13 protein-coding genes and 1 riboswitch are annotated in these 13,425 nt (G+C 68.8%); of the genes, 10 read left to right on the plus strand and 3 right to left on the minus strand.

Annotation, left to right across the window (positions count from 1 at the left end; all coding sequences use genetic code 11):
- Positions 1–42: 42 nt before the first annotated feature.
- The gene (locus tag OG912_RS26190; protein ID WP_326735763.1) at positions 43–444 is read right to left on the minus strand and encodes a hypothetical protein; all 402 of its coding nucleotides are present in this window, start codon (positions 442–444) and stop codon (positions 43–45) included.
- A gap of 202 nt (positions 445–646) precedes the next feature.
- Between OG912_RS26190 and ctaE the strand changes: the two genes are divergently transcribed.
- The 6 genes from ctaE to OG912_RS26220 all read left to right on the plus strand — a co-directional run bounded on the left by ctaE (position 647) and on the right by OG912_RS26220 (position 7,752).
- Entirely contained in the window at positions 647–1,267 is a 621-nt protein-coding gene (gene ctaE / locus OG912_RS26195) for an aa3-type cytochrome oxidase subunit III (protein WP_164399455.1), read from the plus strand.
- A gap of 56 nt (positions 1,268–1,323) precedes the next feature.
- Positions 1,324–2,133, plus strand: coding sequence for a cytochrome bc1 complex diheme cytochrome c subunit (qcrC, locus tag OG912_RS26200; RefSeq protein WP_326735762.1), 810 nt, complete (start codon positions 1,324–1,326; stop codon positions 2,131–2,133).
- A complete protein-coding gene (gene qcrA / locus OG912_RS26205) occupies positions 2,130–3,182 on the plus strand; it encodes a cytochrome bc1 complex Rieske iron-sulfur subunit (RefSeq protein WP_327711510.1) in 1,053 nt (350 codons plus the stop codon). Before qcrC ends, qcrA begins: the two co-directional genes overlap by 4 nt.
- Entirely contained in the window at positions 3,179–4,804 is a 1,626-nt protein-coding gene (gene qcrB, locus OG912_RS26210; RefSeq protein ID WP_327711511.1) for a cytochrome bc1 complex cytochrome b subunit, read from the plus strand. Before qcrA ends, qcrB begins: the two co-directional genes overlap by 4 nt.
- Positions 4,805–4,926: 122 nt before the next feature.
- Complete coding sequence (gene trpD, locus OG912_RS26215) at positions 4,927–5,991, plus strand: anthranilate phosphoribosyltransferase (protein WP_327711512.1); 1,065 nt, start codon at positions 4,927–4,929, stop codon at positions 5,989–5,991.
- A 90-nt stretch (positions 5,992–6,081) separates the two neighbouring features.
- Positions 6,082–6,199: riboswitch (SAM riboswitch) on the plus strand.
- Positions 6,200–6,372: 173 nt separating this feature from the next.
- Complete coding sequence (locus OG912_RS26220) at positions 6,373–7,752, plus strand: aminotransferase class V-fold PLP-dependent enzyme (RefSeq protein ID WP_327711513.1); 1,380 nt, start codon at positions 6,373–6,375, stop codon at positions 7,750–7,752.
- A gap of 65 nt (positions 7,753–7,817) precedes the next feature.
- On the opposite strand, the gene OG912_RS26225 is transcribed toward OG912_RS26220, so the two are convergent.
- Together OG912_RS26225 and OG912_RS26230 are read right to left on the minus strand one after the other, a co-directional pair.
- On the minus strand, positions 7,818–8,099 hold the full coding sequence (locus OG912_RS26225; RefSeq protein ID WP_136328375.1) for an Lrp/AsnC family transcriptional regulator: 282 nt from the start codon (positions 8,097–8,099) through the stop codon (positions 7,818–7,820).
- A gap of 214 nt (positions 8,100–8,313) precedes the next feature.
- The gene (locus OG912_RS26230; RefSeq protein WP_327711514.1) at positions 8,314–9,033 is read right to left on the minus strand and encodes a rhomboid family intramembrane serine protease; all 720 of its coding nucleotides are present in this window, start codon (positions 9,031–9,033) and stop codon (positions 8,314–8,316) included.
- Positions 9,034–9,193: 160 nt separating this feature from the next.
- Here OG912_RS26230 and OG912_RS26235 point away from each other — a divergent pair, with 160 nt between their 5' ends.
- From OG912_RS26235 to OG912_RS26250, 4 genes are all read left to right on the plus strand, one after another.
- Positions 9,194–9,436: a hypothetical protein gene (locus OG912_RS26235; protein ID WP_014156692.1), complete on the plus strand. Its 243-nt coding sequence runs from the start codon at positions 9,194–9,196 to the stop codon at positions 9,434–9,436.
- A gap of 37 nt (positions 9,437–9,473) precedes the next feature.
- Positions 9,474–10,835, plus strand: a complete 1,362-nt coding sequence (locus OG912_RS26240; RefSeq protein WP_327711515.1) for an NYN domain-containing protein — start codon at positions 9,474–9,476, stop codon at positions 10,833–10,835.
- A 286-nt stretch (positions 10,836–11,121) separates the two neighbouring features.
- Positions 11,122–12,147: a C40 family peptidase gene (locus OG912_RS26245; protein ID WP_327711516.1), complete on the plus strand. Its 1,026-nt coding sequence runs from the start codon at positions 11,122–11,124 to the stop codon at positions 12,145–12,147.
- Between the two features lie 237 nt (positions 12,148–12,384).
- Positions 12,385–13,419 (plus strand): C40 family peptidase, encoded by a 1,035-nt coding sequence (locus OG912_RS26250; protein ID WP_327711517.1) that lies wholly within the window; start codon positions 12,385–12,387, stop codon positions 13,417–13,419.
- The last annotated feature ends 6 nt before the right edge of the window (positions 13,420–13,425 follow it).

Raw genomic sequence — 13,425 nt, forward strand, 5'->3', positions numbered from 1 at the left:
CCGGGGGTGCACCGCGCCTCGGAAGGACGCAGGGACGGGGCCTCAGGCCCCTACGGAGAGCCTGCTGCGCAGCAGGGCGGCCAGGGCGTCCGCGAACTCGACCGGCTCGACCGGAAGGGTCACCGCGGCGTCCGCGCGGCTCCAGGTGGCCAGCCAGGCGTCCTGGGGGCGCCCGATCAGCAGCAGCACCGGCGGGCAGCGGAAGATCTCGTCCTTGATCTGCCGGCAGACGCCCATGCCGCCCGCCGGGGCCGTCTCGCCGTCCAACACGCAGACGTCGACGCCTCCGTGGTCCAGTGCGTCCAGGACGGCGGGCAGGGTGGCGCACTCCAGGAACTCGACCTGCGGTACGTCCGCAGCAGGCCTGCGCCCGGCTGCCAGCCTCACCTGCTCACGGGTGTGTGCGTTGTCGCTGTAGACCAGGACCGTGGCGGTCGGCTGCATGGTTCCTCCGTGACATCCGTGTCTTCGGGGCTGTCGGGGCCCCCGGTGCGTGAGGGCTGTCCGATGCGCGGATCGTACTCCGCCCGACTGCCTGTCAGCATCGCTTCGGACAGGGGTTCCATAGGCCGTTCGGGGAGGACACACCCCTCTGACACACCGAACGGCACCCCCCGGAGTGAGGGCGGGATAAGCGACCGACATAATGTCGGTCGTGGCGACAGCAACGACAGTAGAAACCGGGCACGCGCACCCGTCGGTCAATCGACCGAACCTCACCAGCGTCGGAACCATCATCTGGTTGAGTTCCGAGCTGATGTTCTTCGCGGCCCTCTTCGCGATGTACTTCACCCTGCGATCGGTGACCGGACCGGATCACTGGAAGGAAATGGCGTCAGCCCTGAACTTCCCGTTCTCGGCGACGAACACCACGATCCTGGTGCTCTCCTCACTCACCTGCCAGCTCGGCGTCTTCGCCGCGGAGCGGGGCGATGTGAAGAAGCTCCGTGCCTGGTTCGTGATCACTTTCGTGATGGGTTCGATCTTCATCGGAGGCCAGGTCTTCGAGTACACGGAGCTGGTGAAGAAGGACGGCCTCTCGCTGTCCTCGGATCCGTACGGCTCGGTGTTCTACCTGACCACCGGCTTCCACGGTCTGCACGTGACAGGCGGCCTCATCGCCTTCCTGCTCGTTCTGGGCAGGACATACGCAGCCAAGAGGTTCACCCATGAGCAGGCGACCGCAGCCATCGTCGTGTCCTATTACTGGCACTTCGTCGATGTCGTGTGGATCGGCCTGTTCGCCACGATCTACATGATCAAGTAACCGGGCTCGTACCCGAACCATCATCGACGCAGAAGATCCTGACACCGGGGTAATCCGTGAAAAAGCTCTCCGCACGACGACGCCATCCGTTGGCGGCGGTCGTCGTACTACTCCTCGCGCTTGCGGCTACTGGGGGGCTGTACGCCGCGTTTGCGCCCGCGAGTAAGGCGCAGGCCGACGACACCGCCCAGTCCCTCGCCATCGACGAGGGCAAGAAGCTGTACTCCGTCGGTTGCGCCAGCTGCCACGGAACCGGCGGTCAGGGCACCACCGACGGGCCCCAGCTTGTCGGCGTGGGCTCCGCCGCCGTTGACTTCCAGGTCGGTACGGGCCGTATGCCGGCACAGCAGCCGGGCGCCCAGGTACCGAAGAAGAAGGTCATCTACACCCAGGCCGAGATCGACCAGCTCGCGGCATACGTCGCGTCGCTCGGCGCCGGCCCGATCGTCCCGACCAAGAGCCAGGTCAGCCCTGAGGGTGCGGACGTCGCCAAGGGTGGCGACCTGTTCCGTACCAACTGCGCCCAGTGCCACAACTTCACCGGCGAGGGCGGTGCCCTGACGAAGGGCAAGTACGCCCCCAGCCTCGAAGGCGTGGACCCGAAGCACATCTACGAGGCCATGCAGACCGGCCCGCAGAGCATGCCTTCGTTCCCCGACTCGACGATGCCCGAGCAGCAGAAGAAGGACATCATCGCGTACGTCCAGACCGTGAACGGCTCCGAGTCGGAGAGCCCCGGCGGCCTCAGCCTGGGCGGACTCGGTCCGGTCAGCGAGGGTCTGTTCGGCTGGATCTTCGGTCTGGGCGCACTGATCGCAGTTGCCGTCTGGGTCGCGGCCCACACCGCTAAGGCCAAGAAGTCATGAGTAGCCAAGAGATTCCAGAAGAGAACCTGCCCGAAGAGCAGGACGCCGCGCACGGCGCGGTAGAGGGTGCGGGCGATCCGTTCGCCGACCCGGGGCTGCCGGCCCACAAGCCGCGCATCCAGGACATCGACGAACGGGCCGCCAACCGGTCCGAGCGCGCGGTCGCGTTCATGTTCACGCTGTCCATGCTGGCGACGGTCGGCTTCATCGCCTCCTACGTCATCTTCCCGGTCGACAAGATCGTCTACATCTTCCCGTTCGGTCATGTGAGTGCGCTCAACTTCTCCCTGGGTCTGACCCTGGGCGTGGCGCTCTTCGCGATCGGCGCGGGCGCCGTCCACTGGGCGCGCACCCTGATGTCGGACGTGGAGGTCGCGGACGACCGTCACGCGATCGCGGCCGAGCCCGAGGTCAAGGCGAAGGTTCTCGCCGACTTCGCGGCAGGTGCCGAGGAGTCCGCGTTCGGCCGGCGCAAGCTGATCCGTAACACCATGTTCGGTGCGCTGGCCCTGGTGCCGCTCGCCGGTGTGGTGCTGCTGCGCGACCTCGGTCCGCTGCCGGAGAAGAAGCTCCGCTCGACGCTGTGGGCCGAGGGCAAGCAGCTCATCAACATGAACACGATGGAGCCGCTGCGTCCCGAGGACGTCGTCGTCGGTTCGCTGACCTTCGCCATGCCCGAGGGCCTGGAGGAGGACGCGCACGACTTCCAGGTGCAGATCGCCAAGGCCGCGCTGATGATCATCCGCATCGAGCCGGACAACATCAAGGACAAGCGCGAGCGCGAGTGGGCCCACGAGGGAATCGTGGCCTTCTCGAAGATCTGCACCCACGTCGGCTGCCCGATCAGCCTGTACGAGCAGCAGACGCACCACGTGCTCTGCCCGTGCCACCAGTCCACCTTCGACCTCTCCGACGGCGCCCGCGTCATCTTCGGTCCGGCCGGTCACGCCCTTCCGCAGCTGCGGATCGGCGTGAACAAGGAGGGCAACCTCCAGGCGCTCGGTGACTTCGAAGAGCCCGTCGGTCCTGCATTCTGGGAGCGCGGATGAGCACTTCGACCGATACGAAGCGCAAGGCGCCCGCCGGCGAGAAGGTTGCCGACTGGGCGGACGGCCGGCTCGGGATCTACTCCCTGGCCAAGGCCAACATGCGCAAGATCTTCCCGGACCACTGGTCCTTCATGCTCGGTGAGATCTGCCTCTACAGCTTCATCATCATCATCCTCACGGGTGTGTATCTGACGCTGTTCTTCCACCCGAGCATGAACGAGGTCGTGTACCACGGCCCGTACGAGCCCATGCAGGGCATCCGGATGTCCGAGGCCTACGCCTCGACGCTGGACATCAGCTTCGACGTCCGCGGTGGTCTGCTCGTCCGGCAGATCCACCACTGGGCCGCGCTGATCTTCCTGGCCGGCATGTTCGTGCACATGATGCGCGTGTTCTTCACGGGTGCGTTCCGCAAGCCGCGTGAGATCAACTGGCTGTTCGGCTTCCTGCTGTTCGTGCTGGGTATGTTCACCGGCTTCACCGGCTACTCGCTCCCGGACGACCTGCTCTCCGGTACGGGTGTCCGCTTCACCCAGGGCGCCATCCTGGCGATGCCGGTCATCGGTACGTACATCTCGATGTTCCTGTTCGGCGGGGAGTTCCCCGGCGGCGACTTCGTCGCGCGGTTCTACTCGATCCACATCCTGCTGCTGCCGGGCATCATGCTCGGGCTGCTGGTGGGCCACCTGATCCTGGTCTTCTACCACAAGCACACGCAGTTCGCGGGTCCCGGCCGGACCAACAAGAACGTCGTGGGCATGCCGCTGCTGCCGGTGTACATGGCGAAGGCCGGAGGGTTCTTCTTCCTGGTCTTCGGTGTCATCGCCGTCATCGCGGGCATCGCCTCGATCAACCCGATCTGGGCCATCGGCCCGTACCGCCCGGACCAGGTGTCCACCGGCGCCCAGCCCGACTGGTACATGGGCTTCGCCGAGGGGCTGATCCGAGTGATGCCGGGCTGGGAGATCAACCTCTGGGGCCACACGCTGGTCCTGGGTGTGCTCATCCCGCTGACGCTCTTCGGTGTGATCCTGGGTGCCATCGCGGTCTACCCGTTCATCGAGTCCTGGGTCACCGGCGACAAGCGCGAGCACCACATCCTGGACCGCCCGCGCAACGCCCCGACCCGGACGGCCTTCGGTGTCGCCTGGATCACGGTGTACTTCATCGGGCTCGTGGGTGGTGGAAACGACCTCTGGGCCACGCACTTCCACCTGTCGCTGAACGCGATCTCGTGGTTCGTACGGATCTTCTTCTTCGTCGGACCGGTTCTCGCGTTCATCGCGACGAAGCGGATCTGCCTCGGCCTTCAGCGCCGGGACAAGGAGAAGGTGCTGCACGGGCGCGAGTCCGGTCTCATCAAGCGCCTGCCGCACGGTGAGTTCGTCGAGGTGCACGAGCCGCTCGCACCCGCCCAGTTGCACACGCTCACCGCGCACGAGCAGTACAAGCCGGTCGAGATCGGCCCGACGGTCGACGAGAACGGTGTCGAGCGTAAGGTGTCCTTGGTGACGAAGCTGCGGGCCAAGCTCAGCAAGGGCTTCTATGGCGAGAACAACCAGATCGCCAAGCCCACCGCCGAGGAGTACAAGGAGATCACCAGCGGCCACGGCCACCACTGATCACCTGAACTGATCGCCACAGCAGGAGCCCCGTCCATCGCGTGGACGGGGCTCTTCGCTGTCCCCGGGGCTCGATAGGGTGGTCTCATCCCTTTTATCGGCTGTGGACCCAGGAGTGGACCATGAACGTTGTGACCCCGGTCGGCGGCGACAGCGTGGCGGCCCGTTCCTGGCCCGGCGTGCTGACCCCCCTGCTGCGCGGCCAGGATCTGACCGCCGACGACACCGCCTGGGCGATGGACCGCATCATGAGCGGCGAGGCGACCGATGTGCAGATCGCCGGTTTCGCGGTGGCGCTGCGCGCCAAGGGCGAGACCGTCACGGAGGTCTCCGGCCTGGTCCGTGCGATGTACGAGCACGCGACGACCATCCATGTGCCCGGCCGTACGGTCGACATCGTGGGCACCGGCGGCGACATGGCCAAGACGGTCAACATCTCCACCATGTCGGCGATCGTCGTCGCCGGGACCGGCGCCAAGGTCGTCAAGCACGGCAACCGCGCCTCGTCGTCGGCCAGCGGTTCCTCCGACGTCCTGGGCAAGCTCGGCGTCAATCTGGAACTGCCCCCGCAGCGTGTGGTGGAGGTGGCCGAGGAAGCGGGCATCACGTTCTGCTTCGCCGTGAAGTTCCACCCCGCCCTGCGGTACGCGGCGAAGGCCCGCGCGGAGCTCGGCGCGCCGACCACCTTCAACATCCTCGGGCCGCTCACCAACCCGGCCAAGGTGCGCTCGCAGGCGATCGGCGTCGCCGACCTGCGGATGGCGCCCATCGTCGCGGGCGTCCTCGCCGAGCGCGGCAACTCCGCACTCGTCTTCCGCGGCGACGACGGCCTCGACGAGCTGACCACCACCGCGACCTCCCGCGTCTGGGTCGCCAGGAACGGCGTGGTGCGCGAGGAGGCATTCGACCCTCGCGACGTCGGCATCGACCTGGTGCCGGTGGAGGCGCTGCGGGGCGCCGACGCCTCGTACAACGCCGATGTGGCCCGCCGGCTGCTCGCCGGGGAGACGGGCCCGGTACGGGACGCCGTCCTGCTCAACTCGGCGGCGGCGCTCGTCGCGCTGGACCCGGGGGAGGGCACGCTCACCGAGCAGCTCACCGCGGGGATGGCGAAGGCCGCCGAGTCCATCGACTCGGGCGCGGCAGCCGGGGCGCTGGAGAGATGGGTCGTGGCCAGCAACGCCTGAGAGTGCGGCGTACGGAATGTGAGGCAGGGCGCAGTCCAGATCATGGACTGCGCCTTGCGCGTTCTCGTAGGTATGGCAAGATGCTGCGCAGGTCATGAGTGACAGCGACTACGGCCCCGGCCCGCTGTCCGGCAACCCTCCGTCCGTGGCGGGGTGCCCCGGGTGAAGACCAGGCCGCAGGCAGCGAGGTCTGCGGCAAGCGCGGACCCCTCGACATCGTGAGATGTCCACCCGTGGGGTCCTGGTCCTCAGGGAGCCTCTTGTGAGCACGCGAATGCGATAGGGCTTTTCGGCCCTACTCCGCACACCCTCTTTCTTCCTTCCGTGCTGCCGCGTATCCGCAGGCACACGGAATTCGCCTGCCTGTTACGGGAGTTCGTCATGTCTGTCTTCACCGCTGCCACCGACCGGTCCATTTGTGCGCCGCTGCCCGTTCTGGGCAAGGATGTGACGGTTCCGCTGGTCACCGGCGGTGAGGTCACCTACGCCGCGCTGGACTACGCCGCCAGCGCTCCGGCCCTGCAGCGGGTGTGGGACGACGTGGCCGCGTACGCGCCGTACTACGGCAGCGTCCACCGTGGCGCCGGCTACCTCTCGCAGCTCTCCACGGACCTCTTCGAGTCCAGCCGCGTCACGGTCGCGGAGTTCCTCGGCTGCCGCGCCGACGACCAGGTGATCTTCACCCGGTCCACCACCGACTCGCTCAACCTGCTCGCCGCCGCACTGCCCGCCGACTGCCAGGTGTTCGTCTTCGAGACCGAGCACCACGCCTCGCTGCTGCCCTGGCGCGATGCCCGGGTGACGTACCTGAACGCCCCGCGCACTCCGGACGAGGCCGTCGAGACGCTGGAGCGGGCCCTCGCGGGCCGTGACCCCTACGGCCCCGCGCTGGTCTGCGTCACCGGCGCCTCCAACGTCACCGGCGAGCTGTGGCCGGTCAAGGAGCTCGCCGCCGCCGCGCATGCCCACGGCGCCAGGATCGTGCTGGACGCCGCCCAGCTCGCCCCGCACCACCCCGTCGACATCGCGGAGCTGGACGTCGACTGGGTCGCCTTCTCCGGCCACAAGCTGTACGCGCCGTTCGGCTCGGGCGTCCTCGCCGGCCGTTCCGACTGGCTGCGCGACGCCGAGCCCTACCTGGCGGGCGGCGGCGCCTCCCGTACGGTCGCCCGGCGCACCGACGGCGGAGTGGATGTCGCATGGCACACCACCGCCGCCCGCCACGAGGCCGGCTCGCCCAATGTCATCGGCGTCTACTCCATCGCCTCGGCCTGCAAGGCGCTCACCGAGGCCGGGTTCGACAGCCTGGTCGCCCGGGAGCAGCAGCTCGTCAGCGCGGTCCGGGCCGGACTCGCCGAGGTCCCCGAGGTCAAGGTGCTCTCGCTGTTCGGTGACGACGCCCCGCGGGTCGGCGTCATCTCCTTCGTGGTGGAGGGCTGGAACAGCTCGCACTTCGCCGCGGCGCTCTCCGCCGAGTACGGCATCGGGGTGCGTGACGGACTGTTCTGCGCCCACCCCCTCGTGCGCACCCTGCTCGGCAGCGACCCGCAGGACATCGGGGAGTGCGGCGCGCCTGAGGCGGAGCCGGGCCAGAAGTCCCTCAACGCCATCCGGGTCAGCTTCGGCGCGGGTACGCCGGACGAGCACATCGAGCGCTTCCTGAAGGCGGTCAAGGAGCTCGTGAGCGAAGGCGCCCAGTGGAAGTACCGCACCGAGGACGGCCGTTGTGTCCCGGACCGGGGTACGGCCACTCAGGTCTGAGGCCCCTCAGCAGTGAGGCCGGGTACGGACAGCTGTCCGTACCCGGCCTCACTGCTGAGGTGTGGTTACGCGTCCAGCCCGATGGCGAAGGCCGCCTCCAGGTCGTGCTGGGAGTACGTACGGAACGCGACGTGCGTGTCGGTTCCCTCGACGCCGGGGATCTTGCTGATCCGGCCGGGGATGACATCGGCGAGGTCGTCGTGCTTGGACACCCGGACCATGGCGATCAGATCGTAGGTACCGGTGACCGAGAAGACCTCGCTGACGCTGTCGAGCGCGGCGATGGCCTCGGCGATCTCGGGAATCCGGTCCACGCTGGTTTTGATGAGCACGATCGCGGTGATCACGGCTGGCTTTCTCCCTCGGTGGCCCCTGCTGGAGACTTCACTCTAGGGCCTTGCGGTCGGATCATGCCGGGCTCGGGGGGTCCGGCACGCGCTCCCCCGAGGTCTCGGCTTCGTTCGACCAGGGGGGACCCCCTCCGGCGTTGTCGTCGGTCGCCCATGCTCCGCAGTGACTCCCTCCTCCGCCTTGCAGCTGCACGCACCGGACCCCGCTCCCTTATCCGGCCTGATCCGGCCGCAAGGCCCTGGCCTCACGGTGATACCGCCCCCAGGCATAGAGGAACCCGGTGGCGAAGCCGACCACATGGGCGAGATAGGCCACCCCGGGCCCGCTGCCCGCGCCCTCGGCCGCCAGCCACTGCAGGACGAACCAGAAGACCAGCACGATCCAGGCGGGGAAGCGCAGCGGCAGGAACAGCAGGAACGGGAACAGGCTGGTGACCCGGGCCCTGGGGAAGAGGTAGAGGAAGGCTCCCAGGACCGCGGAGATCGCCCCCGACGCGCCGACGAGCGTCTGGTCGGAAGTGGAGTGCGCGACCGCGTAGGCGAGCAGGGCGAGGTAGCCGCAGCCGAGGTAGAAGAACGCGAACTCGGTGTGGCCCATGCGCTCCTCGGTCATCGCCCCGAACACGTACAGGAACAGCATGTTGCCGAGCAGATGCAGCCAGCTGCCGTGGACGAACAGTGCGGTGAGCGGGGTGAGGGCGGCGTGCGCCGAGCCGTCCCACAGTTCGCTCGGGATCACGCCCCAGCGCTCGAAGTACCCGGCCTGGGCGGCGAGCAGGGTGTCCGCGGTGCCGTAGACCGGGTTGAATCCCGAGAGCGGACTGATCACGAACACCACGCAGCACAGGGCGATCAGGGCGTACGTCACCGGCGGCCCGCCCGAGGTGGCCGCCCGCAGGAGTCTGCCGGCCGCAGCCCGCCGATCGATCATGAACAGAGCATGACGCAAGTGGAGGGAACGGGACAGACCGCCTCGCCGTGTCGAGGGGAAGCGCCGAGGCCGTAGGGTTGCGGGAGGACATCCGCAGTTCGACGGCGCACCGCGAGATCCTTGTCCGGCAGCTCACGGCTCGACGAAAGAGGACGCAACGATGACGACGGTTCCCCAGCCGACCGACGGGACCCGCTGGCGCTGCACGCTCTGCGGAAACCTGACGAGGTTCGACGTGACGCGTTCGTCCAAGGTCGTCGAATACGTCCACCTCGACCTGGCCGGTGAGTCCAGCGTCGAAGAACGCGAGGTGGTCAGTGAGACCATCGAGTCGGTGCGCTGTCGTTGGTGCAACGCGGTGGACCAGATCGAACTAGTCGACAGGCCGGGTGCCGACTCCTGACGGGGCCGTGCGGACATAAAAAATGAGGTGACGGAAGGTGGAGCAGCCCGCTGGCGGCGCCACGCCGGCCGACGCGGCCGGCGACGCCGTGGAGGCGCTCGACCGCCCGCTGCCCGAAGGTGTGCGGCGTCGGGTCGTCGCGCTGGTCGCGGACGCGTTCGGCGGTCTCACGGTCACCGAACTCCCGGCCCAGCTCCGACAGTACGCACGCTTCACGCCGACGCGGCGTGCCAAGTTCGCGGGGAACGCGATGGCGGCCGCGCTGGAGAGCGACGCGCCCTTCCGCCGGCGCATCGGTGAACGGCTGAAGGAGTCCCAGCCGGAGCTGGCGGCCGCGCTGGTGGCGGGGTCTCCGCCCGCCGCCGCGGATCCCGTCGACGTGGCCGCCGCGGCCTATGTGCTGCGGCCGGCCGGCTGGGTCAAGCTGGTCGCCGCCGCCGGCGAGGAGGCCGAACGGGCCGACGCCGAGCGGGCCGACGAGGAGGTCCGGCTCGAACTGGACCGGATGCGTGAGGAACTCACCCGGGCCCGCGCCCAGACGAAGAGCGAGACCGAACGGCTCCGTGTCGAACTGGACGCCGCCCGCAAGGAGGCCGACGCGCTCCAGCGCAAGCTGCGCAGTGCGGTCAACGAGGTGAAGCGCGGCGAGGCGGCGCTGCGCCGCGGCAAGGCCGAGAGCGATGCTCTGCGGGCCGAGGCGGCCGCCCAGGTGTCCGCGGCCGAGAGCGAGACCCGGCGGCTGCGGACGCGGCTCAGCGAGGCGGAGGCGTCCGTCGAGGCGGGCCGCAGGGCCTCCAGGGAGGGACGCTCGGTCGAGGACATGCGGCTGCGGCTGCTGCTCGACACCGTGCTCGAAGCGGCCGGCGGGCTGCGGCGCGAACTGGCGCTGCCACCCTCCTCGATGCGCCCCGCGGACAGCGTGGACGCGGTCGAGCCGGGACGGATGTCGCCCAAGGACATTGCCGCCAGGGCGCTTTCGGAGACCGATCCGGCGCTGCTCGACCAACTGCTCGCGCTGCCGCAGGCCCATCTGATCGTGGACGGCTACAACGTCACCAAGACCGGCTATCCGCAGATGCCGCTGGAGAAGCAGCGGCTGCGGCTGCTGGGCGGCCTGTCGGTGCTCGCGGCCCAGACGGGCGCCGAGATGACCTGTGTCTTCGACGGCGCCGAGCTGGCCGCTCCGGTGCTGCTCGCGCCGCCGCGCGGGGTGCGGGTGCTGTTCAGCAAGCCGGGTGTCACGGCGGACGAGGTCATCCGTCAACTGGCGCGTGCCGAACCTCCCGGGCGGCCCGTCGTGGTGGTCTCCACCGACCGCGAAGTCGCCGACGGGGTGGCAAAGGCGGGGGCGAGGCCCGTTGCGTCCCTCTTGCTCCTGAAGCGGCTTTCGCGCGTCTAGCGTGTCTTGTTGCGACTTGCCGGAAATCAGGGAACGGACCGTCAAGTCGCCGCTACACCCTGTGTGATGTGAGTAAAGAAGTACCTCCTGTGACGAGATTTTTGCTGTGAGGATTTGAACTGATCACAAGATGGTCACTAAGGTCGGGCCTCGAACCTTCGCACGGTTGATCACCCATCCGGGGTGGCAGTGAAGGAACCGCCGAGGCCGTGACGTGCACGGAGCTGGGGGATCTCATCTCCCCCGGAACCCGGTAGGCGGCTCGAGGAAGAAGGAGATCGCCTTCGTGGGGTCCCACCGTCGTCCCAAGCAACCGAGCCGCACCCGCGTGACCGTGCTCGGCGTGACTGCCGCCGCGGCCGTTGCTCTGACCTCCCAGGCGGCTCACGCCGACCCGAAGCCGACCAAGAGCGAGGTCAAGGAGAAGGTCGACAAGCTCTACGAAGAGGCGGAGAAGGCCACCGAGCAGCACAGCCTGGCCAAGGAGAAGCAGGACAAGCTCCAGAAGCAGATCGACGCGATCCAGGACAAGGTCGCCCGCGGTCAGCAGGAGCTCAACAACCTCCGCTCCGGCCTCGGTTCCCTCGCCGCCGCGCAGTACCGCTCCGGAGGCATCGACCCCTCCGTCCAGCTCTTCCTCGCCTCGGACCCGGACAGCTTCCTGGACCAGGCCTCCGCGCTCGACCAGTTGACGGCCAAGCAGGCCGAGTCGCTGGCGAAGATCCAGGAGAAGCAGCGGTCCCTCGCGCAGGAGCGCAAGGAGGCCCAGGACAAGCTGAGCGACCTCGCGGACGTCCGCAAGACGCTCGGTGAGAAGAAGAAGAAGCAGCAGGCCAAGCTCGCCGAGGCGCGTCAGCTGCTCAACACGCTCACTCAGGCCGAGCGCGACAAGATGCGCGCGGACGACCAGCGCGCCAGCCGCGCCGCCAGTGACCGGATCGACCTCGGTAACGAGGCCCCCGCATCGGGCCTGGGCGGCCTCGCACTCCAGGCCGCCGCCACACAGATCAACAAACCGTATTCGCCCGGCCAGGCCGGCCCCAGCTCATACGACTGCTCGGGCCTGACCATGTGGGCCTACGCCCAGGCCGGTGCCAACATCACCCGCACCACGTACACCCAGATCAACCAGGGCACGCGGATCGGGATGAGTCAACTGAAGCCGGGCGACCTGGTCTTCTTCAACGGCAACCAGCACGTGGGTCTCTACGCGGGCAACGGAACCGTGCTGCACGCCCCGCGCTCGGGCACGTTCGTCCGCTACGAGTCGATGAACACGATCGGCAGTTTCTACGGCGCGGTGCGCATCTGACCACGCCCGAACGGGCGAATTACCGAGCCCCGTACTGACAGCCGCCCCGCCGGAGACCACAGGTCACCTGCGGGGCGTCACTGTGTGTGCCTCCCGTCCGACCGGCGCGGCCTTTGTCCGCTCCGTGATCACGCGACTACTGTCTGCCTGCTGTGCAGCTCCCGTGCGTCGGTCCGCCCGCCCCGGGTGGCAGGGGCTGCGCACGTCTGCGTACAGCGGAAGGGAGTGCGGCGTCCTGTGGTGTCCCATCGCCGTTCCACACAGCCCGGCATGAGCCGGAGCGTCCGGGTGACCGTGATGTCGGCTGCGGCGGCGACCGCCGCGGCGACGCTCGGCGCGGCCACCGCGAACGCCGAGCCGCAGGACACACCGCAGACCGCAGGGGCCCGCGTCGACCGCCTCTTCACCGAGGCCGAGCAGGCGACGGAGCACTACAACAGGGCCGGCGAGAACGTCGGAAGGCTGCGGGGCGAGGTGAGCCGGGCCCAGGACCGGGCGGCCCGGGGCCAGGAGCGCATCAACCGGATGCGTACGGAGATCGGTTCGGCCGCCCGCGAGCAGTACCGGGCCGGCGGTATCGATCCCTCGCTCGCGCTGCTGCTCTCCTCCGACCCCGACAGCTATCTCGACCGGGCCGCCACCCTGGACCGGGTGAACGACCGCCGAGCCACCGCCCTGGCCGGCCTCCGCAAGGCCCAGCAGGCGCTCGCCCAGACCCGTGCGGAGGCCGCTCGTTCGCTCGCCGGCCTGGAGCGCAACCGCGCGGCCGTCAGCCGCCACAAACGCACCGTCGAGCGCAAGCTCCACCAGGCCAGGGAGCTGCTGAAGGAGCTGCCCGGTACCGAGCGGGCCGCCTTCGAACGGGCCTCGCGCACCGGCCGCGACGCCGGGGCCGCCGGGCCGGTGGCCGGTCTGCCCGCGGGTTCGGCGCGGGCGGCAGCCGCCGTCATGGCCGTTCAGCGGGCGCTGGGTCTCCCGTACGTCTGGGGCGCGAACGGACCCTCCGGGTTCGACTGTTCCGGGCTGATGCAGTGGGCGTACGCCCAGGCCGGGGTGAGCCTGCCGCGGACCTCCCAGGCCCAGCGGTATGCCGGCCGCATGGTGCCGCTGTCCGAGGCCCGCCCCGGAGACCTGGTCACCTACCGCGCGGACGCCAGCCACATCGGGATGTACGTGGGCAATGGCCAGGTGATCCACGCCCCGTATCCGGGAGCCCCGGTCCGCTACGACCCCGTCGGCATGATGCCCGTCTCCTCGGTCACCCGGGTCTGACCTCCC

This window comes from Streptomyces sp. NBC_00464 (assembly GCF_036013915.1).
Classification (GTDB): Bacteria; Actinomycetota; Actinomycetes; order Streptomycetales; family Streptomycetaceae; genus Streptomyces.

Coding starts and splice junctions, on each gene's coding strand:
- OG912_RS26190 (WP_326735763.1), bottom strand. CDS start 444: ATGCAGCCGACCGCCACGGTCCTGGTCTACAGCGACAACGCACACACC.
- ctaE (WP_164399455.1), top strand. CDS start 647: ATGTCGGTCGTGGCGACAGCAACGACAGTAGAAACCGGGCACGCGCAC.
- qcrA (WP_327711510.1), top strand. CDS start 2,130: ATGAGTAGCCAAGAGATTCCAGAAGAGAACCTGCCCGAAGAGCAGGAC.
- qcrB (WP_327711511.1), top strand. CDS start 3,179: ATGAGCACTTCGACCGATACGAAGCGCAAGGCGCCCGCCGGCGAGAAG.
- trpD (WP_327711512.1), top strand. CDS start 4,927: ATGAACGTTGTGACCCCGGTCGGCGGCGACAGCGTGGCGGCCCGTTCC.
- OG912_RS26220 (WP_327711513.1), top strand. CDS start 6,373: ATGTCTGTCTTCACCGCTGCCACCGACCGGTCCATTTGTGCGCCGCTG.
- OG912_RS26230 (WP_327711514.1), bottom strand. CDS start 9,033: ATGATCGATCGGCGGGCTGCGGCCGGCAGACTCCTGCGGGCGGCCACC.
- OG912_RS26235 (WP_014156692.1), top strand. CDS start 9,194: ATGACGACGGTTCCCCAGCCGACCGACGGGACCCGCTGGCGCTGCACG.